This is a genomic window from Vulcanisaeta sp. JCM 16159 (assembly GCF_001316265.1).
Taxonomy (GTDB): domain Archaea; phylum Thermoproteota; class Thermoprotei; order Thermoproteales; family Thermocladiaceae; genus Vulcanisaeta.
This window is the reverse complement of the sequence record NZ_BBDN01000002.1, coordinates 210,309-237,144: the sequence shown is the minus strand read 5'-3', so window position 1 is coordinate 237,144 and position 26,836 is coordinate 210,309. Positions and strand designations below refer to the sequence as shown.

The following is a 26,836-nucleotide window of genomic DNA, read 5'->3' as shown; positions in this document are numbered from 1 at the left end:
ACTAAGGTCAACTCCGCGAGCCTTAGGTCTCCACAATGCGCTACACCATGAGTAGCAATTCTGTAATTCCGTTAAATTATCGCCATAGTACTTAATGCAGTACTCATAGCACTCAGTAAGCCTACCTGAATTAGCCATAACAATCACTAACTTACAAAAATACCATGCCTTCTCTTTAAAACATTACTAACCTAGAGAAAGGCATGAAAAGACATAGTATTTTTAAAGCACATAACTAGATCATGTATTATCTATCAATGGAACCTTATTCTAATCATTATAAGTTATCAAGTTGATTATTTAATTTGCTGTTCTTCAAGTTTTTTTAAATTCTTCCTTAATACATTTACTGTAAGCTCTCGCCCTTTCATCTCCAGATAAATTCTTAGTTTTATCGTAACAATTCTCGGCAATACGTAATAACTTAGTTATCTTCTCGTCTCTTAATTCTTTTGCATAATCTAATGGTGCTTTATCATAAGTATCCTTAACATATATATCAGCGCCATGCTCGAGTAAAACCTTAACGATATCTTCATGACTCCTAATTAAGGCTAAATGCAATGGCGTCCTGCCTTCATCATCCTTAATATTCAGATTAGCGCCATGATCAAGTAATAATTCAACTGGTTCGAGACGACCCCAGTACGCAGCATAGTGTAGTGGTGTCCATTCATGGTTACTCTTAACGTTTGGGTCCGCGCCATGATCAAGTAAAATCTCAACAACGTCAGCATGGTCTTGGGCCGCAGCATCATGTAGTGGTGTCCATCCATCCTTATCTCTGGCATTGGGATCAGCTCCGTGCTCAAGTAAAAGCTTGACTACTTCAAACCTGCCCCAAAATGCGGCCTCGTGCAGCGGTGTCTCATTATCATCATCCTTCTCATTCACATCAGCACCATACTTAAGTAAGAGCTCAGCAATCTCAGCTATGCCCCACATTGCGGCATAACGTAGTGGCGTGTTACCATGTTTATCCCTTACATTGATGTCAGCACCATGCTTAAGCAGTAACTCAGTGATGGTGATGCACTTATTCTCCACGGCATAGTGTAGTGGTGTCTTACCATACATATCCTTAATATTTATGTCCACACCCACCTTAAGCAACTCTCTAACCCTATCCACGTTACACTTAATAACCGCATCGAGCAAATCCTCGCTTAAACTTTCAGAAGGCTCATTGACATTAATAGAATTCACATCCTTTTAAGCTTAATTAATGTAGTGCCAGGATTATGGTGATTATCGTAGTGTCTCGTAACATTAAGTCGTTTAGGGCGCTTAATGTGAGTTATGCATAATGTTTAAATAGTTCTTGTCCTGTTATTTGTTTTATATGGATGGTGATTCTTTGCTTGGTGGTTTGGGTTGTTTGGTTGATGGTGTTAGGTTGTTGTTTCGGGATGGTTCGTGGGTTTTGAGCTTTTGTGGTGTTGAGGAGGTTGTTGAGGGTTCAATGCTCAACCGCCGTTCGAGAGGGCTAGGGATTTATACCTCGATAGGTTGGTTTCAAGGCTTAGGGAGTTGGGTGCGGTGAATATTGGGCATGGACCCTATGGTGGCGGTGCCTATGGAATACTCGATAGAGCCAGTGTTGGTGTTCACCTAAGCATTGACTTCAGTGATGGCTCAGTTGCAGAGATAATGCTTATGACAGAAACACCAGGCATCGGCGAGTGGACCTTAAAACCAATGGCAATAGTACTAGACGGAAAATGCATACACCCACCAAACTGCTACGGAATACACTAACAACACCATCACCAACACAACAAAACCACCCATCTAATATATTTGTTAATTGTGGAGAGAAAGTAAATAAGCAGTAATATAACCTCTTTAGATGATGAATAAGCTAAGGGTATTATTAATTGCAATAATAATACTTGCAGTAATCCTCACAGGTATTACTGCATTTTCAGTCTATGAAAACCACGAATTGACGATAAATTACCAAGAATTGTATTCCCAATATGAAGCATTGCAGAATAAGTACGAAATCCTTAAGAGTAATTACACAGAAATATTGGCAAATTATACGAATATGAAGAGCCAGTACGGTCCATTACTATCTCAATATCAATCATTACAAAGCAATTACTATGTACTTCAACAGGATTATTATGTACTTCAGCAAAATTACGAAAATGTATCTAATCTAATTAATGCAATAATGTATGGTGAGTCAGGACAGGGCAATGCCACGATAGACTCAGGGTATCAACAGTATTTTGGCCTCGTATTTGTGCCCTATGGTTGCACGCTTTATGGTAATATATATGTATCATCAAATGACGGACCTGTTGTGGTATACATCATGGATTGGGTTAATCTCACAAATTATATTGAGGGTCAATCATGGTCATATATTTATGAGTGGGAGGGTTCATCAATAAGCGAGTCGATTTCCTTAACAAATAATGAGTATACCAATGATTATTACGTAATCGTCATTGTTAATAATAACGTGGTTCCAGTAACGGTATACGAGGACTTCGAACCAACATATTTAGTATGTAGTAAATAAGAGCATTATTTTGGCTTTTTATCTATTCTGAGTTCCCCAATACGTTAATAGGAATATTAAGTAAAGTATGAATAATGCTATAGCTAACGTTATTGTCCATGGGTAAGCGAGAACCATCATCGTAAGTAATACTGCAATAAGCCAGGTTACTGTAAACCACCTAGGCTTAAGCGCTATTGCAGTTGTTGCAAGTATTACCGAAAATATGGAAAACATCAAGGCCTGCATTCCGATTGAGTATAGTAGAAAGCCTACTGAAAATGCTATGGAAACCACCGCAGTAAGGTCTCGGATTAACTCGTAACTTGGTGTTCCCTTCTTTACTGGTTGCTGATATCTGCTTTTTGCCTTATCCTCTATTGCCTTCCTTAAGTAATTGGCGACATTGTTATGACCATTTTCTTTGGCGTAATCAATGGGGGTTTTACCATCACTATCCTTAGCATTTATGTCAGCTCCATGCTCAACTAAATACTTAACAATTTCAAGGTAACCCTTCCCAGCCGCTATGTGCAATGGCGTTCTACCATAATCATCCTTAGCGTTAACATCAGCTCCATGTATAATTAGATGTCTCACAATATCAAAATGGTTCCCTGAAACTGCGTAATGCAGTGGTGTCCAGCTGTTAATTTTGTCTCTTGTGTTAATATTCGCACCTGCCTTAATTAAATCAATAACCTTGTTTAAATCACCTCTCTTTATGGCATCAATTAATTGTTGATCAAGACTTGGTAATGGAGGTAATGGCGGAGGTTTATACGGTGGTGAAGGTGACGGTGGTAAAGATGGTGGTGGAGGTAATGGGGTTGCTGATGGGGCTAATCCAGGGAAGATTTTTAGGAGCATCTTCCTCCTTATCTCAGGAATTCCGTGTAAATACCCCATTACTATTTTTTTCACGGTCAATCCCCAACCTCTCGAGAGCATCGACTATTATGTCAATTATTAAGTCCTCAACTTCATCTAATGAACAACCCTGGGCTTCAGCGTCTTTGAGCATCTCGTAAATGACTGATTCGATGTGGGCCACAATGCTTGTTTGAGTAAATCCCAACCTATTCTCCCTATACTTTCTCTCGAATTCTTTAAGTTCAAGAATTCCATTAGGGAATGCGCATGGTATTTTGGGTGTGGGCGCCCTTTGCTTGATCTCATAGTAATACTTTTCAAGAACCTTGGCGAAATCCGTTACGCTAGGTCTTGGTAATCCCTCACAGTTAAAGGCCTGATCGAAAAGCTTAACAAGGTCCGGAGGTAACTCACTTAGGTTAGGTGCGTACTTAGACCTGGGCTTTATAACCACATTTTTCTTTGGACCGAAGTATGGTGATACGCATTCCCTAATGTTGTCTTCAATGGTATTACTCTCTCTAGTTAGTACTGTACCTGCAAACGAGTGGAAACCATTCATGAGTAGTTTAAAGATTATTACGGCGAGTGAAAACATGTCTGTGTTCGCATTTCTCTTATCCGCGCTAATTATTCCCTTAAGGACCTCGGGTGCTGTGTATTCACCAACACCAACCTCGCTCGGATAGACCTGACCAGTGTCCGGGTCCCTTATGAAGAAGGAGTCCGTGTCTATTAGAGTCACGAAGCCATTATCATTAACCAGTACATTTCTATCATTAAGGTCACCAACATAGTGACCAACAACGTGGAGATAGCCAACGGCCTTAACAAGATTAAGAGCAACACCAACCTTAAATAGTGAAATATTTCTCTTAATTTCATTTAATCTATCAATAGGTACGCCGAAATTCCTGAACTTGTTAATCCACTCATAGTCATATGGTATTAATATACTTGATAATTCAACAGCACCTCTTATGTATGGCATTATGAATCCTCTGAAGTTTCCATCCTCGTCACGGGCTACGCCCAGCGGCCATGCAAATGTTATGTGCCCCGACGTTGGCTCCTGGGGCTTGGCCTTAATCATCGCCCTAACCTTCCTCTCCCTAAGCTGGAGTTCCTTTGGATCGTTGGTGCGGTAAATCTTAATTAAGGCGTTGGGTAATTCACGTGTTGAGTATATGACGGCCTCACCACCACTACCAACCTCCTCACCAATCGTGACGGCACTGGGCAGTTTATCGGTGCTAGGTAATCACGTGCATATGGCGCCCACTCAATAATGAACCTACTACTCATAGGCACCAACCACCAACGTCAAATCATCATCATAGACTGATGGATACCTCCCCTGGGCACTCCTAAGGAGATTTACTAATTCATCAGCGGTCCTATCAACATCATTAACCCTCAAGTAATCAATTACTGGCCTGTAAAACCTCTCATATGGCTTCCCATTAATTATCGTTGGCCAAAGCCCATCCGTTGCCACGGCAAAGGCATTGCACCCACTGCTCCTAACCTCTATTAACTCATCCTCAATGGCCCTAATCACCTCTGGGCTAGTGATAAACTGCGTCTCATTGAAATACTCACCCTTAACAGGCTCGTTAAGTAACCTGAGCTCATTACCGTCATCAATGATTACAAAGCCATCACCGACACTTACGGAGAAGCATTCCTTACCCCTAGTGTATAGTGCAATGAATGTGGTTGCCAAGTCATCAATGCTCGCATTAAGCTCATTAGCCCCACGCCTAACGCCATCCAAGGCAACCTTAAGGATCTGTCTCAATAATTGCTCGGGTGTGTCATTATCGAAGGCTTTACCCTTCACGAAATTCATTACTGAGTTAACTGCATACCTAGCTCCATCACCGCCATACCTAGCGGAGCCAGCTCCATCAGCCACGAACACGAAGGCATAATCAATACCCTTAACCCCCTTGATGATTAATTCATCAATCCTTGAGTCATTATAATAAATGTACCTAGAGTAATTGAGATATATGTCAAAGAAGTCCTGGAGCTTACCGCTTCTTTTTCTGTGGATGATACCAATCAGTGATGTACCAATTATTTTGAGCATTTATTGACCCCTTATTAATACCTTGGCTATACAACCTTTATCTGCGCCCAGCCACTTATGTCCGGTAGCTTCTGTGTCTCCCCTGGCTTGCTTGTTGATGTTAGCTTGATACTCGTTGATAGCCACTGGAACATTGCGCTCCACTTCTGCTCAGTATCCTCAAGCCAGACAGGAGGTCTCGAAGGATCAACCTTACTCATTATGCAATCCCTAAGAACCATGAAGCCGAGCACTAGGTCAAGCTCACCAGGCTTACCAACAACCACGGGCCAAATTATGAACTTCTTACCCTCAATACCAGCCTTAAGCCTTGAGACGACCGTATTATATAAGTCATTACTGCAGTACTTGGTTATGTCAGCCATAGGTCTCTGGCGCAGCTTACTTATAGTCTCATCCCTCAGGTAAACGGGTACTGTTCCTGCATCCTTATATGTATATGCCGTAGGATTATTTATACCCGAAAAGATCTGCTCCTCCTGCATCATTTTTCTAACCTCATCATCAATAATTATGATATGATTACCGGGTAAGATCAGTAATTGGTCGGTTGGTGTGAATATGTCTGTTGGGTATCCGTCCGTAATTAGCCAGATCCATGGCCTATAGTAATTAATGCCCTGATCCTTATACTGCTGCTTCCTCCTCTCAACAGTCTCAATAGCCTTAAGTAACGCATTACCCATTGGGGTGAGACCTCCAGGAATTAGTAAGCCGCTTATGTAATCAATATCGAGCTTCTCAACCGGTGTGAAGTCCTGAACCAGCCTAACGCCACTCTCATCATTGTTGCCGCCAAACGCCATTATTGCAACCTCAACCCTCCTCTTAGCAACGTCATCCTTGAGAATTTCCTCCTTAAGTAACTTAAGGCCGGAAACTAACCTAATAATTCTAGGGGTCATTGAGCCCGACACATCAACAAGCAGAAGCAATGGTTGCTTAGGCTCCTGAGGATAAGGAATCTCGGCATGAACTGAACTCACAATTAATTGATATCATTATTACTTTATAAGTATTGAGTTACACGTTTTATATTTATTTGCCTAAAGTAGGCTGGGCCCAGTAAGGCTTACTTGATGAAGATTATTTAATAGTGATGGTGGTTTACCTTGCCCCGACCTTTATGGTACTTCTTGCCATTAGTAACACTGGAAGTAGTGCTAGTACGCCAATTAGTGCCAGGGATGCGTTAAATAGCATTGCCCAGATTGCACTAATTGCGTATATTAAAGCAAATACTAGGCTTCCTAGTATACCGCCAAGCGCCTTGCCTGTGTATAGTATCCCGCTATTTACCGTGGAGAATCTCGTACCGAAGACTTCACCGGCTACGTTGAAGTATAGCGTAATCATTGAACCTCCTGCAAAGCCTATTAACGCCGTTGACGCCGCCACCTGACCGACCCAGAGTAATACGGCTCCGATGGTCAGCAGAGCATTCAGGAGAAGCGTAGTTCTCAGTATGCCTAACCTATCTGCAATAAATCCGAAGAGCGGCCTCATACCACCACTTAATAGGGGTAACACGGATATTAATGTAACGAGCTCCCACTGCGGCAGTTCTTTACCAACCACAGGTAATTCGGAGGATACCACGGCCAAGGGAACGATGTCCCCACGAATGACACATAAATCAACCAGAACCTACCGGTTAGAATCACCTGGCCAGGCCTTTGCCCAGTTAGCTTTGTTGGATACTCCGAAAACCACAGTAGTATGGGCAGTACGGTCACCTCAATGAGCCCTATGGCCAACATGACCACGCCGTAATTGGGGGCCATTGATATGAATGGGTTGGCGATTGCGGAGCCCAGGCCGAAGCCCATTGACACGATGCCCGTGGCGAACCCCATCCTATCCCTAAACCACTTCATGGCCATGTTGGCGGCTATGCCATAGAGTACGCCCTCACCAACACTTCCCATGGACCAAAACACGTAGAAGTAATAAATACCGTGGAATGCGTAGGTTCCCAGGAAACCCAATGCGGATAGCACTGAGGCAATTATACCGACCTTCCTAGGCCCATCCCTATCTGCGAAATGACCACCCACCGGTTGAAATAGTGACGAGAATATACTAAACAATGCAAAGCCTAGTGCCACCTGAACAACGCTGGCCCTAAATCCGGCCATCAAAAGCGATTCTAGCGCGTTCCAGGAGTATTGATAAAGCGAGTTGAAACACATGATTACAAAACCTATGGCGAGGAACCTACCTCTATCCACAGTCGCCTCACCAACGAGAGGGCAACCCAAACCCCAGGTTCTAATAAACTTTAACCGCTAAGTTAATGGGAATTAGCCAATTCCGCAATTCTTAACTTATTGAAATCGTACTTGACATAGATTGAAGAATAACGTGGGTTATGCACTTTGATTGTATAATGTACTTTGAGCCCGTGCCTCTATTGCGCCTCCTGGGTATGTTACTGAGCTTGATATCGCGTTTATTTGTAGGCAGGTGTTGGGTGATGTGTCTATGGTTATTGATGAACTTGTTACGTTGATTCTGTAGTTTCCTGTCCCCTGTATTTTGATTATGCCTGTTGTTGCTGATATTTCCAGGTTTGCGTTGCCTATGTTTTCTAGGTCCATGTTTATAACTGAGCTTGATAGGTTTAAGTTGGCATTACCTATGTTGTTGACTTGAATGTTTATGATCGATGCCGAGTCGTTGAAAAGAAGTTCCTTAACTCCTGGTGGTAGGTATACATTTGTGCCTACTATGCATGTGAATATGGGATAGAATTGCTCCCTTGGGCATGTGGTTGAGGATAACTGTATGTATAGTGCATTGCCTGCCTGTTTTGATGTGTAGTTTATGCTTGGTTTGGGTATTAGTGGTGTGTAGGTTATTATGTTGCTTACTTCAATTTGAGAGCCGTTGTATGTGCTTACATGTATGGAGCCGGGTATTTCTGAGTTTATTGCCACTGTGGGTTCTGCATCGTAGCCTGTGTTATAGGTTACCCTGGGTAGTAGCGCAGGTACTACGTATATTACTATGTACGCCACCACGGCAATTATCATTATTGCAATGGCAGCTTTAATAGCGTGATCCATCATAATCACTCCTCCATAGCCCTCTTAAGCTCATCCATCTTAGTGTTCAATTCACTGATCCTATTGCTTAACTCGGTTATCTGTCTCTCTAGGTCGGTGCTGGGTCTATTTCTCTCCCTGATTACCCTTGCCCACACTGGTATGGCGATGATGAGTACCACGAAGCGAACGGGATGCCGTCAATGCCTGTATAAGCCACGATGAAGGAAATCGACACTGCTATGGCGGCCCACACAATGGCAGTCACAATTATCAACCCTCTCTCACTTAGTCCATTACTCATAATCACCACCCATTAGCTTCACTATATAGTCTGGGTCCACGGTCAATTTGAAGTCCACCAACTGGTAATACCTCAGGGCCCTCGCCTCCCCAGGTATTAACTCCACCCTTGATACCACCAAACCAGCCCTCTGAAGCTTGTTCAGGTGAACCTTCGCCAATGCCCTGCTTATGCCAAGCCTCTTCGCTATATCCGCCAGATAGAGGGACCCATTCATTTTCAGTAGGGCGATTATCCTCAGCCTTATTGGATGGCCCAGGGCGTCCATTGTCCTTGCCAGATCCTCCAGGGATTTTACCTCCGTCATACATATCGATCAGGTAATTAAAAAAAATTACTAGTTTTTAAACATTATCCAAGTATTCACAAAATAACTAACTAGATAGGAACAACGTCGTGAGTCATCAATGAGGGAAGCCACGCTTAATATTGTACGTAAATCCCATTAAGGGACGTAGGGCTTTGCCTTGTTGTTTTAACGGTATTGTGTTAATTAGGTGATCAAGGAGATAGATGCAGGGTTAAGCCATCTCACAATATTCCTATGGTTAAGGCCTTGGATGCAGAACAACCACCCTACTGGGTCTTCCGATTTTTTCATGGGTCATTACCCTAACATACCTGTCTGCTCTGCTCATTGCCTCATTTAATTCCTCCTGTGTTGGTCTTCTCCAGGGCGTGCCTGGTATTGGAATTAATGGGTCAATTATTAGGGCTGGATCCCTTGTAATGTTTGCAAGGTATTTTGCTATTTCCTCTATGTCATTAACGTCGTTTAAGCCAGGTATTAACACCGTCTCAAAAACAATCTTAACATCATTCTCTACTAATCGCTTTATATTCCTTAGGACAGGTTCGAGGGACTTGCCCGTGTATTTAATGTGCCTGTTTGGGTCGAGGGTCTTAATCCCAATGACAACCTCGCAATCCCTACATTGCCTTAGTTCGTTTAGTAATTCATTGCTTATTTCGTAGGCATTAGTTAATAGTCTTATTCTCAACTTTCTGTTATTCAATTCTCTAACTATTATAGGTAGAGTTGAGTCGATTGTTGGTTCTTCACCTCCGAGGACGGCCTCTTCCATGCCGTATTGATTAATGGCGCTATCAATTATTTCCAGAAACTCATTAATGCCCAATAACCCCTGGAACCTCAACCTAGCCAATTCATCATTGCCTAAATGATGGTCCCATGGGGTTAATTTCCTTATGCACCATGGGCAGTTGAAGTTGCATCCTAGGAATTGCACATAGGCTGAGCGCAGGTCTACGTAGTACGTTATGTGACTGATTCTTGTGCTCACATGGTTGGTTAGAAATCCTATTTTTAAGTGTGGTCATTATTAAAGTAAGGTTAATAATTCATTGCACAAGCCTTATTTTGATGCTGATGACTTGCCCAACTGATGAGTGATGTGGATTAGGGGCTGGGCTTAGGCAATAGGCTCTGCACCAGCGTTTTTCAGTGCTGAAATAGCTATTTCCTTATCATCCTGAGGCCTATTACCGGCAATACCCATTGCGAACATTGAGCCCTGGAGCCTAAATGGTACTCCACCGGCCGTTACTGTAAGTCTCTCATTCCAGCCAACGCCGTAATTAATACCGACCTCATTAACCGCAGCGTCTGATGGAACCCTAAAGGCTGCCGCTGTCCAAGCCCTATCACGTGAAGCCTCAATATAGCCGTAGGGGACCCCATCCATCCTATAAATCAGTACTGGCCATCCCCACTCATCAACTATCGTTATGGCTACCGGGCGTAACTTCCTCTCCATGACGTAGTTAATCACGGCATCGGCAATCCTCCTCAATGACCTAAGCATATCCTCACCAGTAAAGTCAATATGATCCTCCCTATAAAATGCACTCAGCCCAGCCTGTGCTATTGCCTCATCTTCCTCAGCAGAACCACCGCTATGCCCTATGCCGCCGATGACCTTATTACCTGAGACCACGGTACTGAGCCAGGGATTATCGTGAGTCTACCGCCATACTTAACATTGAGTCTCCAACCCTGGCCTCTAGTAATAACCTCGAGAACCCTGGCTGAGGTCTTCATCGTTGCCGCGGTCCAGGCCTTGTCAATTGCTATGTCGAAGGTTGCCGGTAAGCCGTTGTCTCTACGCTCAGCCGCGATTACGTGACCGCCCTCATCAACCACGGCAAAACTGCCTGGCAATACCCTATTGTCTCTTGCATACCTAATCATTGCATCAATCATCTTTCTGGCGACGTCGAGGGTTAAGGACATTGGCGCGCTCATGACTGCACACCCTTCCTAGCCCTTGGGTCAAAGCCCTTCTTAGGCTCGAGCCTGAGCCCCGACTGCATTAATAACTCAACAACCTTCTTACCGAGCATTGGCGAGGCGGATACGCCGGCCGGCCCAAGCACTATGTTGACCCAATTTGGTACGTAATCCGGTATGTCTACCACGAAGTCATGCCAACCGGTGTCCGCGTTTGTGTAAGCCATGAAGCCTATGAACGACCTGACGACATGCCTCTCAAAGGGTATTTCAGGGAATAACTCCTTAGCAACCTTGATGTTATGGTTAACGGCCTCCTCACGGACAACCCTATCGCTCCTATACGTGAGCTCGAGGTAAATGCCTGACCTGGCGAGACCGTAAATATTGGGTAGTACTGCCTTTACATGAGGCATGTCCTCTATCCTAGGCAGTACGTGAACTTCATGACTTATTAACCTACCAACCTCCTCGTCGAAGTCCGTCAAGGTGCCCTTTAGCGGCACGATAGAGAAGTTTCTCGCGCCAACCATCTCGGCAATCCTATCAACCTCAATACCGGCCGCATTAACCACAAAGGTCGACTTAATGACCAAGCCCTGCTTAGTATAGATATTGTATGTTATTCCCCGCCTCTCAATCCTAGTGACCTCCTGGTTAAGTAGGAACTCGACGCCATTAGCCCTGGCATTCTCCGCAAGGGCTTGGCAACCTTAACGGGGTCGGTTATGCATAGGTTTGGGTCGTGCAAGGCTCCTAGAGCGCTTGGTGTAATGTATGGCTCCATATCCAATAATCGCTTCCTATCCACAAACTCAAGGGGTTGAAAACTACCCTCAGGTATGTAGTAAGGCGCGTTGGGCTCAAGTGATGATTTAAAGGCCCTTGAGTAAAGCCTTAGGTACCTCCTAAAGTCAGCCTTATCCCTAATCAACCAAAGACCACCAATTCTCCTCAATGGGAAACCAAGCTCATCAGCGAGCTTCGGCCAAAGTGGTATGCTCTTAATATTCAACTCGGCATGAAGAGTACCTGGCCTAAAGGTTAGTGAGTCACCGCCTTGGCAGACCAGGTTGTGGTTTGTGGTCGTGCTCTCCAGGCCAACATCGCTATGTCTATCAATAACTGCAATACTAACGTTGTATTGGGATAATTCACGGGCAACAGATACCCCAGCAATGCCACTGCCAATAATTGCGACGTCAAATATAAGTGATCCCAGCATAAATACTTATGCCTATCTTTTCTAATTTAAGCACCGCCTATATATTAATTATATATTTAACAGCAATCACTCCCCTGAATATACCAGGTATTTAATGCCATTAAACTCAACCTCCCTAGTCAAACTCCTTATCTTATCGAGAATATCCATATCTAGATTATTCCTCCTGATAACGTCCATCACCTGCTCAACAGTCATTGGCTGTATCTTGAGTATGTTTAACAAGCTATTCACCGGGTCATTCCTATCTATATGAAACTCCCCCCTCTCAATATAGTCTATTATGAAGATCCTATCACTATTCACATACCTCGAAAGCACCCTGGCAAGGTGCATTAGCACATCGGATGTTGGTGGCTTAACCCAGGGCTCAGCGGGCGGTCTTGTGGGCACCATCATGTAGACCCTATCCGGTCTGTACCTACTTAGGCGTCGCCAATACGTTCTATCTCATCCTCATTATCATTTACTCCATGAACAAGCATCACCTCAGTCCATATCTGCCCACTAAACACCTCACGGAATCTCTCAATGCCCTCTATGTATCTGTCAAAGGTTATCTCCCTATGAGCCTATTAATTAGCCTAAACGTTCTCTCACTTCCAGCATCAGTACTTACCTTAACCACGTCCAACTCGCTTAACCATGTCCTGACATTCTCATCAATTAGCTTGGCCCCGTTGGTCAATATCGCCAAGGGCTTATCCTGGTTATCCCTGGCCCACTGAATTAACTTGCCCAGGCCGGCATAAAGCGTTGGTTCCCCATCACCGATAAATGTTAGGTAGTCATAATCCTAGTCCTCACTGCGATCTCCAACTCCCTGATAATATCCTCAGGTGGGTAGAACATTCTCAGGTCATTTATTACGTGCTTAGTCCTGCCCAGTTGGCAGTATATGCAATTGAAATTGCAGTACTTAAGTGGAACAACATTGACACCAAGTGACCTGCCTAATCTACGTGAGGGCACTGGGCCAAAGACATTGTGAAACATATAAATACCTAAATTGCTAGTAATAGGCTTAGGTTAAATATTTTTATTAAATGTTGCATTTCTATCTCTAGTTAATTAGCAATTGAAAGCATAAATAAAAGCAACTAAATGCATGCTCTTTCTACAGGTGTATATATGATAAAGCATTATACGCTTTGGGAAATCATAATAATACATGAATAATATTCACTTATTAGAAAGTGAACCTTTTAATTAATGATTATTGCTTAAAGAGTTTTCGTAAGTTTTTATGAGGGTGCTCTATATTAACCTTGTGATAAATCAAGGAGTTGAATACTCAAGGAGGATTTACCAGGAGGCCATGACGCAATGCCTAAGGCCGTGGTACACTGATGACTGTCGTAAATGTAGGCTAGGATTCGCTAGATGCTTAACCAGTTACTTATCGCTATTGAATTAAGAGAATGTTTAAAACATTGGTGTGAAAGGCATCATGTGAATTACATATTCCCAAGTAGGGAGTGGGTAAATGCCTCTGTACAGGCTTAACGGCGATAGGGACTTCCTTAATGCAATTAATGGTTGGAGAATAGACGTACTACTTGTCGGCAGGAACCTAAGCCAGGCGTAATAAACCATCTACAGAGAACGTACGGCGTTAATAAAATTGAAACGATAGGCGTGCTCCTTAGGTTTAATAATTCATGTAATGAAGCCTCCCTCATTATAAACCCGGACATTAACTCATACCAACACGTGGTCATCGCCGATTACGATGTATGGCTCAAGGTCCTCAGCGGATTAAGTGACCCGGTAACGACCATGCTCAGTGTATTTAGGAAGCTGGAGGTTAGGGGTAGCATGGTGACGCTTGTGAGGTTGGCCGCCAATATCGTATCGCCAATGGCGAAGGTAATTATGAAAATACCAACGGAAATAATAAAGTAAAAACATTTAATTTTTAATGATTAATGAATTATGTTTATATTACCACCAATGCCACCAACGCCTTCCGCCATGCCACCCTCCGTAGAACCAACCCAGCCGGGGCCCCACGGTGCGGGTGGGTATGGGTAGCTTGTGTACCAGCTCTTGAAGCTCTTGCCTAGGTCTGTCAATTCCACGTATTCCTCATTACCCTCCTTAACAACCCTTATCAAGCCAGCCATTTGCAGAGCGCTTATTGCGTAATCAAAGCTGCGCCGTAGAGTGGTACCCTGCTTCTTAAATCGCTCATCTTTATCCTATCCGTTATTTGGTTTAGTATTATCCACGCACCCCACCTCGTTATGCCGAACATTCTTATCACCAATATCGCTTCTGATATCGGATTTAAAAACCTTTCTCATCATGTATTCATATGAATACTTAATTAAAATGAATACACTTGATTATCCCTTTATACCACCAATGTTGAAGCCCTCGAGCAACCTACCCATTATTATGTAGCTAAGCACCATGACTGGTAACGCAACCACAAGTGCCGATGAAGCCAGTAATCCCCAATCAACAGCCTTACTCCTTATTGCCTCTATTGCGAATATGGTTACTGTCTGTGCGCCCGTTGGCGGGAAGTTGAATAGCCATGGGGTCTCCGTTAGTATTAATGGGTAGAATAATAACTGCCAGCTTATTATGAAGGATAGTATCATTACCATGAACCAACTACTCTTGGTTATTGGAGCTATGATCCTAAACAACGTATAAGTAGAGGAGGCACCCTCAATCTCAGCCAACTCCTGATACTCATTCGGCAGGTCCCTGTATATATTGAAGAGGAGCCAGGCTGACAGTGTTACCGTGAATATGGCTCAGCAAGTATCAACGCCCACCAGGTGTTTAGGAGTCCCGAGTTCATGAATAGGTGTATATTGGGAATATGAAGCTTGTGGATGGCAATGAGTATAGATATATCGTGATTAGTAATAGCCAGTAAATGTTTTGCTTAGACATTATGTATGATGCGGTGCCTGCCAATATTGCGGAGATCAATGCAACGAATGCACTAACAATGAGACTTGTGGAGATGTATGATGCAGAGTTCGTAATTGCGTTCACGAAGTAATTTATTGTAAAGGCGACTGGGTATAGTATTGGTGGTGATATGAAGTCATAAATGCTCGGCCTAAAGGCAAGTACGACCATCCAGTAAACAGGAAATAGTAGGAATAGTAGTATTATTACTGTTAATATCCACAGTAATGAATCATAGACCCTATCCGGAATCTTAATCGTAGGGAGTCTCACGTAAAGGCCGCCGCTACGCATGACGTATAACAGTGCCACAGCTGGTAATGTGGCTAAGGCCGCAAGTAACGCTGCAGCTGCCTCACCGCCGGAGAAGTCACCAATGAAGTATAGTAAATCGAATATGAGTAGGGGTAGTGTTGTTGATGAGTAACCAGGCCCTCCCTCAGTCAATACGTATGGTATGTCGAAGTTACCCAATTGAAGCACGAATATCACTAGGAATGCCGTGAGTACTATCTTGAAAATATAGGGCAATGCAACACCGCTATAGTACTGTGAGAGGGAGGCACCGTCTACCTGGGAGACCTCCTTAAGCTCCTTACTAATTGACTTAAGCCCACCAATGATCATTAGATAGGCAAAGGATGTGCTGCTCCATACGCCAACAATGATCACAGACCATATCGATAGACCGGGTATTGTGGTCATGTTTAGCATGGGTATATGAAATAATTTAAATAGGTAATAGAACGGCCCGTACATTGGGTCGAAGAGTGTATACCAGATCATCGATGATGATATGAACGGTATTGTGTATGGTACAAGTATTATTAATGACATCGGTACCTGCCACTTCATGGGTAAGCTATCAACCCTGATGGCCAACACCAATGCAAGCATTGTTGATAATAATGCGGTCATTGTTGCGAAAAGCAATGTGTTATAGAGAGCCAAATTGAATGTACCTGGTGGAAAATCTGCTATTAAACCCTTTATTGAAGTTGGGGTAAAACCAACGAAGTAGAAGGTTAGGATTAATGGAATTAGTCCAAAGGCAAGTATGTATATTAAATACGGTATTAACCAAAACCTCCTCATATCGACTCAATTACTCACCGTAAAAATTAATTTTTAATTTTTAACACAATTATGACTTAAGTAGTATTAGCCTGAACAAGAACCGTAGGTTTGAACAAGGGCGTTTACCCAAGACGCAGCGGCAGTATTCATTGCCTCCTGAGCACTCACTTGCCCAAGTAGATATTCGAATACCTCCTGGTTAAAGCTTGGTATTAACTCTGGGTATGTTGGTGGTATGTTTGGCGGGTTTGCCCAGGCGTACTGAGCCGCGTCATAAACTGCCTCGAGCAATTCCTTATCATGCGGACTAAGCGTACTATACTCAGTAGCATTTGGAATGCCTCCTTCGATATTGGGAACTTATGGAAGTACAGGTACTCATATACCTGGACCTGAGGCGATACCAGGAATGCAAGGAATTCAAGAGCCAACTGCTTATGCGTTGAGTACTTACTGACGGCGAGGAAGTTAGTACCGGTCTCGGCGTAGCCACCCGGTAATGGTGCTAAGCACGTATCATTGTACACGCTTGATGGTAGGTATGATAATTGACTAACGAACATTAACGCAGCAGGTGCGTACTCGGCATATAGTTCTGGTAGGTTATCATAAGTTACAGGCGTGACGTTTGGCGGTGGTTCATATGAAACAAGTTCCTTATAGACCTCGAGTGCCTCAATACCATCCGTGGTGTTGAAGTCGGGTAGTGGGTATGTACAGCCTGGCGCTGGTGCTCCGTAGAACATTATGTTGAAGTTGGGTAGACCACCAATCCTGCCATCATTAAGGTTCGGATCCCTCATGTACCACCAACCAAATACTGCTGGGTAAGCATCTATTATACCGTGTGATACGTGGTCATCAATTAGGACGCCGTACTTAGTGATGCCATTCCCCACTAGGAATTGATCGACATCAAGCACGGTTGTCCAATTCTGCCAGGTTAATGGGTTGAACTCGACACCATATTCACTATAGAACTCCTGAGCCAGTGTTTGGTTGTTGAATATCGAGCACTTATAGGCTAGCATGTAGGTTACCGTCTCATACGCTATACCAATATATTCAATCTGCCCGGTCGTAGTATTATAGAACTCACCGCCAAAGGCCTCCTGGGGAGCCATTAAATCGCTCATATTAAATAGGGTTCCTACATATGGATTAAGCGGTAATACGTAAGGCACGAACCTAAGCGATGATGTTGATGTGAACTCTATAATGTCATACTCAGTTGAGTGGGCCTCGAGTGCTGTTAATTCATTAGTAACGTACTGACTAAATGGGTATGTAATAACCTCAACATTTACATTGGGGTGTTCCTCATGGAATAATTGACCAGCGAATTGTATGAATTGAGCAGTGGTTCCTGAGTAGGCGACAACGACTATGGTTACTGTTTTTGGCGCAGTTACTGACTTAATATAGTAATAGGCGCCAATTGCGATTATAACCACTATTATAACGCCGATTATAACCCAGGTCGTGCGTGAGATGCCACTCCTCACATAGTATCTTATGATGCCCAGGTTATAAGTATTTTCTAGGACCAGTGTCTTTATATTATTCCAATTAATACTTCAATATCATAAAATAAGTAAATCTTATACAAAATCAATCACTTTAATCTTTGGGTGTCAAGTGGAGTACATGGTAGTGGAATAACTATATTCACACAGTGTGTACCACTTAATATGGGTGGTTCCACATAATAATGCACCGGCATTAAGTACTTAACACCGGCCTCCCTAGCTATTTGTAGTGCCTCACTTGTCGTTGAATGTCCATGTAAGTGGGATACCTCCTCAGTGCCTGGGTTTCCGGACGCCTCGTGGATAAGTAATGTACAGTTCTTGGCAAGATTCACAATATTTGAAGTAGGCCTAGTGTCGCTACTGTATGTTACGCATGATCCATCAGATCCATCAATCCTATATGCCAGTGTCGGTATTGCATGATCCGCCAAAACCGCGGTTATCCTGTAATCATGGCCGATGATCACCGTTAATGGCTCTGGGCTTGGGTCAATTGGATGAAATTCTATTGCTGATAGGTATTGCGGTATACCTAATGCATCAAAGAGCTTCTGCAGATCCACGTCTCTAGGTCCATAAACCCTGAGCATTATTCCCTTGGCCTTGGCGAATAACGCCAGAGTCGATAGGCCCATCACGTGATCACCATGCCTATGTGTTATGAGTATGAGGTCCAGGTTATCCACGTCGAAACCACAAGTCCTTAAGGCCCTGTAAGTACCTTCACCAGCGTCAATTAAAATCCTTGATTTACCGGTCTCCACCATCAGTGATACATTGCCGAGCAGCGGGTTTGATACCCAACCACCAATCCCCAGTGGAATTACTCTCACGGTATAGTAAAGCACCGAATATTATTTAAGGCGTTACCTTCAGGGCTAATTAAATCAGGAGTGCGAGTTCGATGACAGCAAACACGGCGCCTACTAACGTCCACCAAGTAAAGACCAGGTTCAGGGCGGCAACCACGATGCCCAGTGTCCTAGCCTCAGTGTCGCTTTGCCTAGCTATTAATAATATACCGGCGCCTATATTCATTATAGCCAGCGCAATGGTAATCAACGACAATGCCCAGAGTATGGTTACGCCTATGTTGGGTATTGGAATCACGATAATCGACATAAGGACCAGAAGCAGTGCTGGCACAAGTAAAAAAGCTCCGCTGATGAGCATCAATATACCTGCAACCCTGGGTTCACTCATCAAGATCACGCATTATTAAGCCATTAAATACTTACTATCCATAAACCCTCCTCAACCAATCAACCATCTCCCTAACACCAACACCAATGGCAGGCTCAACATCACCCAACACCCTCCTCGTACTTCCACAATCATACTGCACATTGACGTACTTAAGCAATGAACGAGCACCACTGGGTAAGAATAAACTAACGATACCAGGCGGCAGCGGTATTCTAATTCCATTAATATTCAGATACTCAGCCATTAGCCTAGCAAATTCACCCAGACTATACATGCTACATTCAGTTGCATAAAGAAACGTGTTTCTATACTCCTCACTAACTGCTAGTCTCTCAAGTTCCTTCACTAGGTAACCCACATAGATGGCATTGACAAGGCCGCTAATTTGCGGTATCAATCCAATCCTCACAAGCTTATAAAGACTGAGGAATTCATTGTGGTCGTTATAATACCCATAAACAAGTGCCGGCCTAACAATTACGTAATTAAGTCCCTCATTGCCCAACTCCTTAATGGTCCTCTCACCATCGCACTTAGACCTCTCATAATCCGTCCTCGGACTTACATACGAGAAGTCGCAATGCACAGACTCCTCACTTATGAACCTACCTATTCTCCCTGTTGCTGCTGATGCACTTATATGAACCAGCTTTATTGACCTATCAACATTGAGTATCGCCCTAGCGATATTGCGGGGAACCTCAACATGGGCGTTCCATAATTCAGTCCATGAGCCGTTCAATATACCGACCGTATTAAATACGTAATTTGGCTTAATATTGTTGATGAGCTTTACGGTATCGTCGTAATTACCGGGGTCCAATTTATACGGCTTAACATTCAATTCCAATAAGTCCTTCATCATAAGGGCCTTGCTACCGCGAACTGATCTATAGGTTATATATACATCGAAACCCCTATCAACTAGGTGCTTAGCTAAGTTCGTTGCAATGAATCCAAGCCCAATGATTAAAGCCTTCTCCACAATGTCTTATTTATGACAAAGTAATAATTAAGTCTTTCCCTAAATAGAGAAAATAGCCGATATCACTAACAAAGAAGGTTTTATAAATGCTAGGCTTCCGAATGCCATAATCGTATGCAAAGGGAACTGTGGGCTTCGATAAGTGAGGGTCAGAGAAGGGCCGTATTGATAAATGCGTTCCTTGGAGCACTGCTGGGGTCTATGAATGTATCGTCAGTCGTGATTGCGCTGCCCGCGATACTCAGGGGTATTGGGCTTAGTATTAATACGGCAATTGGCTTCATGATAATGGCGTGGATAATGTTCGCATACCCACTGGTGATGGCGATTACCGTAGCCCTCATTGGCAGGTTATCAGACATGTATGGTAGGGGTAGGGTATTTACCATTGGTGATATCGTATTCACAACGGCATCATTACTGCTAGGTTTAACGCCAGGCTACGGCGCAGTTGCCGGTATTCAAATGGTGACCTACAGATTCTTACAGGGGCTGGGGGGTGCGATGATGTTTGGCAATAGCGCCGCATTAATAACCGATGTTTATCCGCCGGAGCGTAGGGGCGTGGCGCAGGGTATCGTTGGCATATCATTTAGTGCAGGTAGTATATTGGGCCTGGTGATCGGGGGTTTATTGGCCACGATTAACTGGAGGTGGGTATTCCTGTACAACGTACCGATAGGCATTATCAGCATTGTATGGGCGTACAGGAGCGTCTATGGATTACCTGCGGGCTTTGCGAAGGCTAAGATTGATTGGATTGGTGCGTCATTACTAACCGTATCATTAGTACTACTACTCATGGGATTAATGCTGTCTATGACACCATATGGAAATTCATCACTAGGCTGGGGTAATCCAATGGTCTGGATACTGCTTGGTATTGGTGGTGCCCTATTTAGCTCATTATTCTTCATTGAGTCCAAGATCCAGAGCCGATGCTCAGGGTTAAACTGTTTAGGATTAGGCAGTTCACCTACGGTGTAGTGAGCAGTCTCTTCCTATTCCTCGCCCAGGGTGCCAATGTATTCGTCCTATCACTGCTTCTACAGGCGATTTACCTGCCACTTCATGGTGTCCCATACGCCGACACACCACTTTGGCTGGCATATACCTAATTCCAAGTAGCATAACTAATGCCATCTTCGCACCAATAGGTGGTAAGTTACTGAATAAGTTTGGTGCCAGGGTTGTATCCACATTGGGCGCAATACTCCTTGCAACTAGCTTTGAATTACTGACGCTACTGCCAATAGCGAACTTTAACTACGTATTGTTCGCAGCAATACTACTACTAATGGGTGCTGGCTCGGGCCTATTCCAATCACCGAATCTAGTATCAATACTCAGCGCCGTACCGCCGACTGAGAGGTCAGCCGCCTCTGGACTAAGGTCAGCAATGCAAAACATAGGCCTACTAATGAGCTTCGCGATATTCCTAACCTTAATCCTGACTGGGGCCTCAACGACACTATCACAATCAATATATAATGCATTATTGAACGCGGGGGTTCCTGCAAACGATGCCAACAGGCTAGTGTCAATTCCGCCAGTCTACGCATTATTCGCGGCGTTTCTCGGTTATGACCCAATAAGGACCCTAATTGAGCAGGCAGGTATATCATTACCAGCCAGTGTATTCAGTAATATCGATAAATTAACCTTCTTCCCAAGCGCAATAGCCCCTGCAATGGCCGTGGCTTCTACTACGCATACCATACGGCAGCCATACTTGCCGTGCTGGCTGCCGTATTCTCATACCTAAGGGGTAAGGAAACATTCCATCATCAACCACTTGAGACCATGCAAGTAAGCGCGAAAAATGCAGCAAAGGCGATTGAACAAGTAAACACACAGGATCCGATAAGTGGCAATAAGTCAGTTAATGTCAATAATAGCAATAGCGCTGACATTAAATCAGACCCAATACTACGAAAAACCTATGCCGCCTACCTATTAATGAACACCGAGCTAGGCGAAACCGTATTAAGCAGTATAACAAGTAGGGAGCTCATCTACGCCATAGCCACCACATCAGGGCTTCCCAATTGGTTCATTAATTTCGTAAATAGTATTAATAATTGCCAATTTAATGAATCAATGGTGGAATCATTAATGAAACACGTAAATGTGCCAGATTGGCTAGGTGAAGTCATTAATAATTGGTTAAAAACGAAGTCTCTAAATAAATGATAAAATTAATATATATACACTTTACTAATACATTATTTTCAATTTCTAAGCAATACTTCATAGATACAGTATGTACGCCTTACTACCGCTCCATAAAACCGCCCTGCCATCACTCAAATACTCAATAGCAGTGTATCCCCTATATATCCTTCTTTCCGTATTTACCTGGTTTTTACGTGATTTATCTCTATCTATGAACATTTTCTTATCACCGAACGAAGATGAAGCTTTTCCGTTAATAAATTTATATTGTGAACCGGGTTTAATCAATATATTAGCTCTTAATAACTATATAAGTTATAAATCACGCAGAATCTAGGATAAGTTTTTATTTCGTTGGCTAATCCATGCTTGAATGATTGAGAGTAGGAAGGATGACCATATTAGGATTGCTTCGGAGCGGAATGTTGAGGAAGGCAATAACCTATTTAACGAGGTGTATTTAATTCACATGGCACTGCCTGAGATTGATCTTGATGATGTAGATACAGCCATAACAATATTCAACAAGAGACTATCGTTCCCATTCATAATTGGCGCAATGACTGGCGGTACGGGGACTGCCGAGAAAATTAACACCACACTTGCTAAGTGCGCTGAGGAGTTTGGTATTGGCATGTACGTTGGCTCCCAGAGGGTTGCTATCGTTAAGCCTGAGACGCTAGGAGCTTTAGGGTCGTTGCGAGAATGCTCCGACAGCCCTCAAGATAGCCAACCTGGGTGCCCCGCAGGTCTCTAGGCTTGATGAGAAGGTGCTCAGTGATTGGGTCTCGCAGGCGATAGACATGATTAATGCCGACGCAATAGCCATACATCTAAACCCTGCCCAGGAGGTTTTCCAACCAGAGGGTGAGCCCTGGTTTAGGGGCGTCATTGATAAGCTTAGGTTCATTAAGAAGGTTGCTAATAGGCCTTTGATTGTTAAGGAGGTTGGTAATGGAATATCCATGGAGGTTGCTAGGATGCTTGCATCTAAGGTTAGTCCAGATGCGATTGATGTTGCAGGTACTGGAGGTACGTCATTCATAAGGATTGAGAGCATAAGAGCTGGTACGATGGATGAAGCCGACGTATTCAATGGCTGGGGAATACCGACGGCAATATCTATTTGCGAGGTTAGGAGTGTTTATGATGGCGTGGTAATTGCGTCGGGTGGTGTTAGGAGTGGACTTGATGGTGCCAAGGCGATAGCCATTGGGGCGAACGCCTTCTCAATGTCGAGACCGCTCCTCCTGGCTGCGCTTAAGGGGTATGATGAAACCAAGAGGTTCATTAGTAGGTTACTTAAGGAGTTTAGAATTGCTATGTTTCTTACGGGTTCAAAAAACATTAATGACCTTAGTAAGGTACCATTGTTTTTGGCCCGGCAATAATCTCCTGGCTCAGCCAAAGGGGCATACAGTGCAGGCACGTCAGGCATGGTAAGTAATATAATTGTCATAATTCCTAAGAGTTAGCATAAGCATTTTATAGATAAGACATTGACTCATAGGTAGGTTATGTCTATTCAGGGTATTTCATGCCCAAGGTGTGGCTCAAGAAGGATAGCCATCGTCGTCTCAGACGCATTAACATTTAAGTGCCTGGACTGCGGTTATACCTGGTCACCAAACCTACCTGCCCAGGGCCTTGTTCACACTAGATCCGGCGATGTTCACTGGACTGAGGTTAAGAAGATCATGGAGGATGCCATAAACTACGTCATAGGTCTGCTGAGTGGGGGCTTGATTAGCTGCAATGACGTTATTAATAAGGTTCAGGAGAAGTATGGGAATTACCTGTCATCACGTGAAATCCTTAGAGTCATAATTAATGGGACTAAGAAATATCTTGAGGAGATTAGGTATAAGGACGCTAATAAATACTCGGTATTAGCCACGGAATTAAGTAAATGCAAGGAATTAATAAGCAAGAGGGAGTAACCTTATTCTGACGGCATTGCGCTCGTCCTCTTGTTCTTAAGTCTCGTCTTCTTCGAATAACCAGACGCCCAAACCCTCTTACTCCTTGGCACAATCTGCGGACACCTCCTGCCAGTACACCTAGACGCTATGAAGCCGACCTTCTGGCCAGGCGGCGCAGTCCTAGGCACCGGAGTACCACCCTTCTGGTGACTACCGCCACCATGTGGGTGAGCATACGCATTCATTGCCTTACCCCTAACCGTTGGGTACTTCCAGGACTTAGCCAGCGACCTGTAGTACTTAGCGCCTGCCTTAAGCATTGGCTTCTCGATCCTACCGCCACCAGCCACTATACCCACCGTTGCCCTGGCCCTCGAGTCTACCTCCATAACCTTACCACTGGGTAATTGAACAACTGTAGTACTGTCCTTATGAATGAGGACGACAGCGTAGGTACCGCCTGACCTGACGAATTTGCCACCATCATTAATCCTCTTCTCGATGTTGTAAATCATGGAGCCTCGGGGATCTTGCCAAGCGGCAGTATGTTGCCTGGCATTGGCCTAGCCGCCGCGCCAATCTCAATAATCTGCCAACGTACATGCCCTCAGCCGCGTAATTAAGGAATTCCCTACCATCCTCAAGCGCTATCCTAGCCACAGGGGCATTGAGACCGGGCACGTGCATCAACTCCTTGACAACGCCCCTAATTACGCCATTAAGCTCGGCATCACTCATTGGTAAATACCTAACGGGACCCTCCCTAATCCAACTTGGGCTTCTGAATTGCGAACCGCCTCTTCCTCGTCTTTGCACCAGTATTTTCTTGCCCACGGTTAATCCCGTTAATGGTGATGGGTAGTGGGTTTTTAAATATTTACATTGATGGGTAATGCGGAATGAGGGATTCGAAGAATCAGGAGAAGGCAATAATCGTTAGGAAGACGGGTACTGATGAGTATAGCCTCATCAAGATTAATAATGGTGATGCTTACGAACTTGAGGAGAAGGGTATTGGCGATGAGAGGAGCGGGACAATGGTACTAAGGCCCATAGAGCTCGTGTACCTGTCCATAATTGGGTACAGGGTGATGATTGATGGCAATGAGGCTGGCGTGAATGAGTTGATAAGGGAGATTAAGAATCCACACGCCTTAACGGTGTACTTGGACATGAGGAAGAGGGGTTACTTCATAAAGCCCGTGGTTAATGGCCCCGTGGACTTCCTGGTGTGGGATAAGGGTAAGAGCCTGTGAATTCGAGCCCCCGGTACATGATTAAGATAGTCACTGAGGGACTTGGGATACAAGTAATGGAGTTATTAAATGTGCTGAAGTATAGCGAGAGCATGGGTGCGCAGTTGGTCCTTGCACTCGTTAGTTCTGAGGGGGTTATCACTTATTATAAGGCATTCACATTTAAACCAAGCAAAATATGAAGTAAAAACATTCATTCTTTAAGTTGAAAAATTAATTTCTTAATAATACTAATCCTCTTAATATTATTGATATGTTCCTAATGAGCTTTCCTTTATATGGATTGTTGTTACTTATTATTTCCATGGCTCTTTCCTTAACCCTCCTTGTCTGCGTACTCGTTGGTCTTATTGTTCTAAGGGTATCAATAGTGATATGCCTATCCGTATTGTCGAACTGCTCGATCAACCTATCAGCCTCGTCTGGGGGGAGTTCGTAGAACAACTCCCTAAGTGATGTACCACCCACCCTCACCTCATCTAGTCCGTAGAAGAATTTATTACCTATCAACTCCTCAATTATTGGTATCGCATTGTAGATTATTGACCTACCAAACACGTTAAGCGGCCCCAACCTACTATAGCCAGTGCTTTTTTTTGCGTTCTGAATTCAGGTATGTCGGAGACCGCCCTATAAATGACCCTGAGGCCTCAACGTATAAGTACTCGGGCCTTAGGTAAAGCCCCTGCTGAACCCTGGCCAATGTGCAATGCCAGCACCCGTACCTAGTATCCATGTTCCCATTGAATAGGTATAGGTTTATTAGGTCGGTTACGTCGAAGTCCATCTGAGCCCTTAAAAAGGCCCAAACCTCCTCGGTGCGCCAAAACCTTATTGGCGCTGCCTTCGGTATGTCGTTATTCATCGTGAAGTAGGCACCAATGCACGAGCCCGTACTCATGCAGGCACCAAACCTAGCCTCATGGACTTAACCCTGGCCGCGCTTTCCTCATCCCTAGAACCAACAATGAGTATGTAGTCCCTGTACCTAGCCAAGACCCTCCTGGTGGGGTTGAGCTTCAGCAGGTCCACGCACCACCTAAAGTTGAATGTTGGCGCAGGGTAACCCCTGACGAAGACCCTCCAATAGAAGGTGTCCGTGGGCTCTGGAGTCGCGACCTCCCTAACAACCTCAATACCAAGGCCCTCCATCCTAGCCGTGAACTCACTCATGAACTTCCTGGCCCAGGCCTCCATGGGTAGTATCTCGCTCATTGTGTCGTTGTGCAGGATCACGACCTCCAAATCCCTGGGCCTCCTCTCAAGGACCCACTTATACAGTAGTATTGCCGTTGCCGTCGAGTCCTTACCGCCTGAGTAGGCTAGTATGAACCTACGAGACCTGGTGTAGGCCTCATCAAACACCTTAAACGCATCAGCAATAATGCTGGTAAACACCATGGCAAATTCGCTTTTAATCCCAAACCTAATTAGAATTAAAAATT

At 44.1% G+C, this 26,836-nt stretch carries 38 protein-coding genes and 5 pseudogenes; 12 read left to right on the top strand and 31 right to left on the bottom strand.

What is annotated here, in order from left to right; all coding sequences use genetic code 11:
- Positions 1–315: 315 nt before the first annotated feature.
- Positions 316–1,206, bottom strand: a complete 891-nt coding sequence (locus JCM16159_RS02835; protein WP_054856892.1) for an ankyrin repeat domain-containing protein — start codon at positions 1,204–1,206, stop codon at positions 316–318.
- A 136-nt stretch (positions 1,207–1,342) separates the two neighbouring features.
- Here JCM16159_RS02835 and JCM16159_RS13970 point away from each other — a divergent pair, with 136 nt between their 5' ends.
- The 3 genes from JCM16159_RS13970 to JCM16159_RS02825 all read left to right on the top strand — a co-directional run bounded on the left by JCM16159_RS13970 (position 1,343) and on the right by JCM16159_RS02825 (position 2,533).
- Positions 1,343–1,543 carry a hypothetical protein gene (locus JCM16159_RS13970; RefSeq protein ID WP_243665690.1) on the top strand — a complete coding sequence of 67 codons (201 nt, stop codon included), beginning with the start codon at positions 1,343–1,345 and terminating at the stop codon, positions 1,541–1,543.
- Positions 1,510–1,758 carry a hypothetical protein gene (locus JCM16159_RS02830; protein WP_054856891.1) on the top strand — a complete coding sequence of 83 codons (249 nt, stop codon included), beginning with the start codon at positions 1,510–1,512 and terminating at the stop codon, positions 1,756–1,758. Before JCM16159_RS13970 ends, JCM16159_RS02830 begins: the two co-directional genes overlap by 34 nt.
- A gap of 91 nt (positions 1,759–1,849) precedes the next feature.
- A complete protein-coding gene (locus JCM16159_RS02825; protein ID WP_243665689.1) occupies positions 1,850–2,533 on the top strand; it encodes a hypothetical protein in 684 nt (227 codons plus the stop codon).
- An 18-nt stretch (positions 2,534–2,551) separates the two neighbouring features.
- Here JCM16159_RS02825 and JCM16159_RS02820 read toward each other — a convergent pair whose 3' ends face one another.
- The 17 genes and pseudogenes from JCM16159_RS02820 to JCM16159_RS02765 form a co-directional block, all read right to left on the bottom strand.
- A complete protein-coding gene (locus JCM16159_RS02820) occupies positions 2,552–3,463 on the bottom strand; it encodes an ankyrin repeat domain-containing protein (RefSeq protein WP_243665688.1) in 912 nt (303 codons plus the stop codon).
- The gene (locus JCM16159_RS02815) at positions 3,396–4,478 is read right to left on the bottom strand and encodes a protein kinase (protein ID WP_054856888.1); all 1,083 of its coding nucleotides are present in this window, start codon (positions 4,476–4,478) and stop codon (positions 3,396–3,398) included. Before JCM16159_RS02815 ends, JCM16159_RS02820 begins: the two co-directional genes overlap by 68 nt.
- A 62-nt stretch (positions 4,479–4,540) precedes the next feature.
- Positions 4,541–4,690, bottom strand: coding sequence for a hypothetical protein (locus JCM16159_RS13965; RefSeq protein WP_243665687.1), 150 nt, complete (start codon positions 4,688–4,690; stop codon positions 4,541–4,543).
- The gene (locus JCM16159_RS02810) at positions 4,683–5,480 is read right to left on the bottom strand and encodes a PP2C family serine/threonine-protein phosphatase (RefSeq protein ID WP_054856887.1); all 798 of its coding nucleotides are present in this window, start codon (positions 5,478–5,480) and stop codon (positions 4,683–4,685) included. The genes JCM16159_RS13965 and JCM16159_RS02810 overlap by 8 nt, the downstream gene beginning before the upstream one ends.
- Before the next feature lie 26 nt (positions 5,481–5,506).
- Positions 5,507–6,466 (bottom strand): VWA domain-containing protein, encoded by a 960-nt coding sequence (locus JCM16159_RS02805; protein WP_054856886.1) that lies wholly within the window; start codon positions 6,464–6,466, stop codon positions 5,507–5,509.
- 121 nt (positions 6,467–6,587) lie between these two features.
- Positions 6,588–7,711 (bottom strand): annotated as a pseudogene (locus JCM16159_RS18350) (MFS transporter).
- A gap of 138 nt (positions 7,712–7,849) precedes the next feature.
- Positions 7,850–8,551, bottom strand: coding sequence for a hypothetical protein (locus tag JCM16159_RS02795; protein ID WP_054856885.1), 702 nt, complete (start codon positions 8,549–8,551; stop codon positions 7,850–7,852).
- Positions 8,552–8,553: 2 nt separating this feature from the next.
- Positions 8,554–8,685 carry a V-type ATPase subunit a family protein gene (locus tag JCM16159_RS13950; RefSeq protein ID WP_243665684.1) on the bottom strand — a complete coding sequence of 44 codons (132 nt, stop codon included), beginning with the start codon at positions 8,683–8,685 and terminating at the stop codon, positions 8,554–8,556.
- The gene (locus JCM16159_RS13945; RefSeq protein WP_243665683.1) at positions 8,670–8,831 is read right to left on the bottom strand and encodes a hypothetical protein; all 162 of its coding nucleotides are present in this window, start codon (positions 8,829–8,831) and stop codon (positions 8,670–8,672) included. Before JCM16159_RS13945 ends, JCM16159_RS13950 begins: the two co-directional genes overlap by 16 nt.
- The gene (locus tag JCM16159_RS02790; RefSeq protein ID WP_054856884.1) at positions 8,824–9,138 is read right to left on the bottom strand and encodes a helix-turn-helix domain-containing protein; all 315 of its coding nucleotides are present in this window, start codon (positions 9,136–9,138) and stop codon (positions 8,824–8,826) included. Before JCM16159_RS02790 ends, JCM16159_RS13945 begins: the two co-directional genes overlap by 8 nt.
- 241 nt (positions 9,139–9,379) lie before the next feature.
- Positions 9,380–10,135: a radical SAM protein gene (locus JCM16159_RS02785; RefSeq protein WP_054856883.1), complete on the bottom strand. Its 756-nt coding sequence runs from the start codon at positions 10,133–10,135 to the stop codon at positions 9,380–9,382.
- Between the two features lie 129 nt (positions 10,136–10,264).
- Positions 10,265–10,789 (bottom strand): heme-binding protein, encoded by a 525-nt coding sequence (locus JCM16159_RS13940; protein WP_367834223.1) that lies wholly within the window; start codon positions 10,787–10,789, stop codon positions 10,265–10,267.
- Positions 10,756–11,097 carry a heme-binding protein gene (locus tag JCM16159_RS13935; protein WP_367834222.1) on the bottom strand — a complete coding sequence of 114 codons (342 nt, stop codon included), beginning with the start codon at positions 11,095–11,097 and terminating at the stop codon, positions 10,756–10,758. Before JCM16159_RS13935 ends, JCM16159_RS13940 begins: the two co-directional genes overlap by 34 nt.
- A pseudogene (locus JCM16159_RS02775) lies at positions 11,094–12,307 on the bottom strand (NAD(P)/FAD-dependent oxidoreductase). The gene JCM16159_RS13935 and the pseudogene JCM16159_RS02775 overlap by 4 nt, the downstream one beginning before the upstream one ends.
- A 66-nt stretch (positions 12,308–12,373) precedes the next feature.
- Entirely contained in the window at positions 12,374–12,706 is a 333-nt protein-coding gene (locus tag JCM16159_RS02770) for a hypothetical protein (protein WP_054856882.1), read from the bottom strand.
- Positions 12,707–12,863: 157 nt separating this feature from the next.
- Positions 12,864–13,004 (bottom strand): hypothetical protein, encoded by a 141-nt coding sequence (locus JCM16159_RS13930; RefSeq protein WP_243665682.1) that lies wholly within the window; start codon positions 13,002–13,004, stop codon positions 12,864–12,866.
- 83 nt (positions 13,005–13,087) lie between these two features.
- Positions 13,088–13,279, bottom strand: coding sequence for a hypothetical protein (locus JCM16159_RS02765; RefSeq protein WP_054856881.1), 192 nt, complete (start codon positions 13,277–13,279; stop codon positions 13,088–13,090).
- Between the two features lie 666 nt (positions 13,280–13,945).
- Here JCM16159_RS02765 and JCM16159_RS02760 point away from each other — a divergent pair.
- Positions 13,946–14,212 carry a hypothetical protein gene (locus JCM16159_RS02760; RefSeq protein WP_054856880.1) on the top strand — a complete coding sequence of 89 codons (267 nt, stop codon included), beginning with the start codon at positions 13,946–13,948 and terminating at the stop codon, positions 14,210–14,212.
- 20 nt (positions 14,213–14,232) lie between these two features.
- Here the strand turns inward: JCM16159_RS02760 and JCM16159_RS13925 are convergent, their stop codons facing one another.
- From JCM16159_RS13925 to JCM16159_RS02730, 8 genes and pseudogenes are all read right to left on the bottom strand, one after another.
- The gene (locus JCM16159_RS13925) at positions 14,233–14,433 is read right to left on the bottom strand and encodes a hypothetical protein (RefSeq protein ID WP_243665681.1); all 201 of its coding nucleotides are present in this window, start codon (positions 14,431–14,433) and stop codon (positions 14,233–14,235) included.
- An 11-nt stretch (positions 14,434–14,444) separates the two neighbouring features.
- The gene (locus tag JCM16159_RS18345; protein ID WP_367834221.1) at positions 14,445–14,573 is read right to left on the bottom strand and encodes a hypothetical protein; all 129 of its coding nucleotides are present in this window, start codon (positions 14,571–14,573) and stop codon (positions 14,445–14,447) included.
- A gap of 82 nt (positions 14,574–14,655) precedes the next feature.
- Entirely contained in the window at positions 14,656–15,000 is a 345-nt protein-coding gene (locus JCM16159_RS13920) for a hypothetical protein (protein WP_243665680.1), read from the bottom strand.
- A gap of 118 nt (positions 15,001–15,118) precedes the next feature.
- On the bottom strand, positions 15,119–16,333 hold the full coding sequence (locus tag JCM16159_RS02750) for an ABC transporter permease subunit (RefSeq protein WP_243665679.1): 1,215 nt from the start codon (positions 16,331–16,333) through the stop codon (positions 15,119–15,121).
- Positions 16,334–16,399: 66 nt separating this feature from the next.
- Positions 16,400–17,769 (bottom strand): annotated as a pseudogene (locus JCM16159_RS02745) (extracellular solute-binding protein).
- A gap of 161 nt (positions 17,770–17,930) precedes the next feature.
- Positions 17,931–18,680 carry an MBL fold metallo-hydrolase gene (locus tag JCM16159_RS02740; RefSeq protein ID WP_054856906.1) on the bottom strand — a complete coding sequence of 250 codons (750 nt, stop codon included), beginning with the start codon at positions 18,678–18,680 and terminating at the stop codon, positions 17,931–17,933.
- A 49-nt stretch (positions 18,681–18,729) separates the two neighbouring features.
- Entirely contained in the window at positions 18,730–19,050 is a 321-nt protein-coding gene (locus JCM16159_RS02735) for a hypothetical protein (protein WP_054856879.1), read from the bottom strand.
- A gap of 34 nt (positions 19,051–19,084) precedes the next feature.
- On the bottom strand, positions 19,085–20,038 hold the full coding sequence (locus tag JCM16159_RS02730; protein WP_054856878.1) for an NAD(P)-dependent oxidoreductase: 954 nt from the start codon (positions 20,036–20,038) through the stop codon (positions 19,085–19,087).
- Positions 20,039–20,152: 114 nt separating this feature from the next.
- Here JCM16159_RS02730 and JCM16159_RS13915 point away from each other — a divergent pair, with 114 nt between their 5' ends.
- From JCM16159_RS13915 to JCM16159_RS13905, 4 genes are read left to right on the top strand one after another with little or no spacing between them, the layout of a single operon-like run.
- On the top strand, positions 20,153–21,025 hold the full coding sequence (locus tag JCM16159_RS13915; protein ID WP_243665677.1) for an MFS transporter: 873 nt from the start codon (positions 20,153–20,155) through the stop codon (positions 21,023–21,025).
- Positions 21,025–21,156 carry a hypothetical protein gene (locus JCM16159_RS18340; RefSeq protein WP_367834220.1) on the top strand — a complete coding sequence of 44 codons (132 nt, stop codon included), beginning with the start codon at positions 21,025–21,027 and terminating at the stop codon, positions 21,154–21,156. Before JCM16159_RS13915 ends, JCM16159_RS18340 begins: the two co-directional genes overlap by 1 nt.
- Positions 21,138–21,803, top strand: a complete 666-nt coding sequence (locus tag JCM16159_RS13910; RefSeq protein ID WP_243665676.1) for an MFS transporter — start codon at positions 21,138–21,140, stop codon at positions 21,801–21,803. The genes JCM16159_RS18340 and JCM16159_RS13910 overlap by 19 nt, the downstream gene beginning before the upstream one ends.
- Positions 21,776–22,231 carry a hypothetical protein gene (locus JCM16159_RS13905; protein WP_243665675.1) on the top strand — a complete coding sequence of 152 codons (456 nt, stop codon included), beginning with the start codon at positions 21,776–21,778 and terminating at the stop codon, positions 22,229–22,231. Before JCM16159_RS13910 ends, JCM16159_RS13905 begins: the two co-directional genes overlap by 28 nt.
- Positions 22,232–22,288: 57 nt before the next feature.
- On the opposite strand, the gene JCM16159_RS02720 is transcribed toward JCM16159_RS13905, so the two are convergent.
- Positions 22,289–22,432, bottom strand: coding sequence for a hypothetical protein (locus JCM16159_RS02720; protein ID WP_243665674.1), 144 nt, complete (start codon positions 22,430–22,432; stop codon positions 22,289–22,291).
- Positions 22,433–22,586: 154 nt separating this feature from the next.
- On the opposite strand from JCM16159_RS02720, the pseudogene fni reads away from it, so the two are divergent.
- Both fni and JCM16159_RS02710 read left to right on the top strand, forming a co-directional pair.
- Positions 22,587–23,660, top strand: a pseudogene (gene fni / locus JCM16159_RS02715) (type 2 isopentenyl-diphosphate Delta-isomerase).
- Positions 23,661–23,730: 70 nt separating this feature from the next.
- Complete coding sequence (locus JCM16159_RS02710; protein ID WP_054856876.1) at positions 23,731–24,153, top strand: hypothetical protein; 423 nt, start codon at positions 23,731–23,733, stop codon at positions 24,151–24,153.
- 2 nt (positions 24,154–24,155) lie between these two features.
- On the opposite strand, the pseudogene JCM16159_RS02705 reads toward JCM16159_RS02710, so the two are convergent.
- Positions 24,156–24,969, bottom strand: a pseudogene (locus JCM16159_RS02705) (50S ribosomal protein L2).
- Positions 24,970–25,034: 65 nt separating this feature from the next.
- On the opposite strand from JCM16159_RS02705, the gene JCM16159_RS02700 reads away from it, so the two are divergent.
- Positions 25,035–25,391 carry a hypothetical protein gene (locus JCM16159_RS02700; protein ID WP_243665673.1) on the top strand — a complete coding sequence of 119 codons (357 nt, stop codon included), beginning with the start codon at positions 25,035–25,037 and terminating at the stop codon, positions 25,389–25,391.
- Positions 25,388–25,573, top strand: a complete 186-nt coding sequence (locus JCM16159_RS13900; protein ID WP_243665672.1) for a hypothetical protein — start codon at positions 25,388–25,390, stop codon at positions 25,571–25,573. The genes JCM16159_RS02700 and JCM16159_RS13900 overlap by 4 nt, the downstream gene beginning before the upstream one ends.
- 31 nt (positions 25,574–25,604) lie before the next feature.
- Here JCM16159_RS13900 and JCM16159_RS02695 read toward each other — a convergent pair whose 3' ends face one another.
- From JCM16159_RS02695 to JCM16159_RS02685, 3 genes are read right to left on the bottom strand one after another with little or no spacing between them, the layout of a single operon-like run.
- The gene (locus tag JCM16159_RS02695) at positions 25,605–25,949 is read right to left on the bottom strand and encodes a hypothetical protein (protein ID WP_054856875.1); all 345 of its coding nucleotides are present in this window, start codon (positions 25,947–25,949) and stop codon (positions 25,605–25,607) included.
- A 19-nt stretch (positions 25,950–25,968) separates the two neighbouring features.
- On the bottom strand, positions 25,969–26,292 hold the full coding sequence (locus tag JCM16159_RS02690; protein ID WP_054856874.1) for a hypothetical protein: 324 nt from the start codon (positions 26,290–26,292) through the stop codon (positions 25,969–25,971).
- Complete coding sequence (locus tag JCM16159_RS02685) at positions 26,289–26,792, bottom strand: phosphoadenosine phosphosulfate reductase family protein (RefSeq protein WP_054856873.1); 504 nt, start codon at positions 26,790–26,792, stop codon at positions 26,289–26,291. The genes JCM16159_RS02690 and JCM16159_RS02685 overlap by 4 nt, the downstream gene beginning before the upstream one ends.
- Between the last annotated feature and the right edge of the window lie 44 nt (positions 26,793–26,836).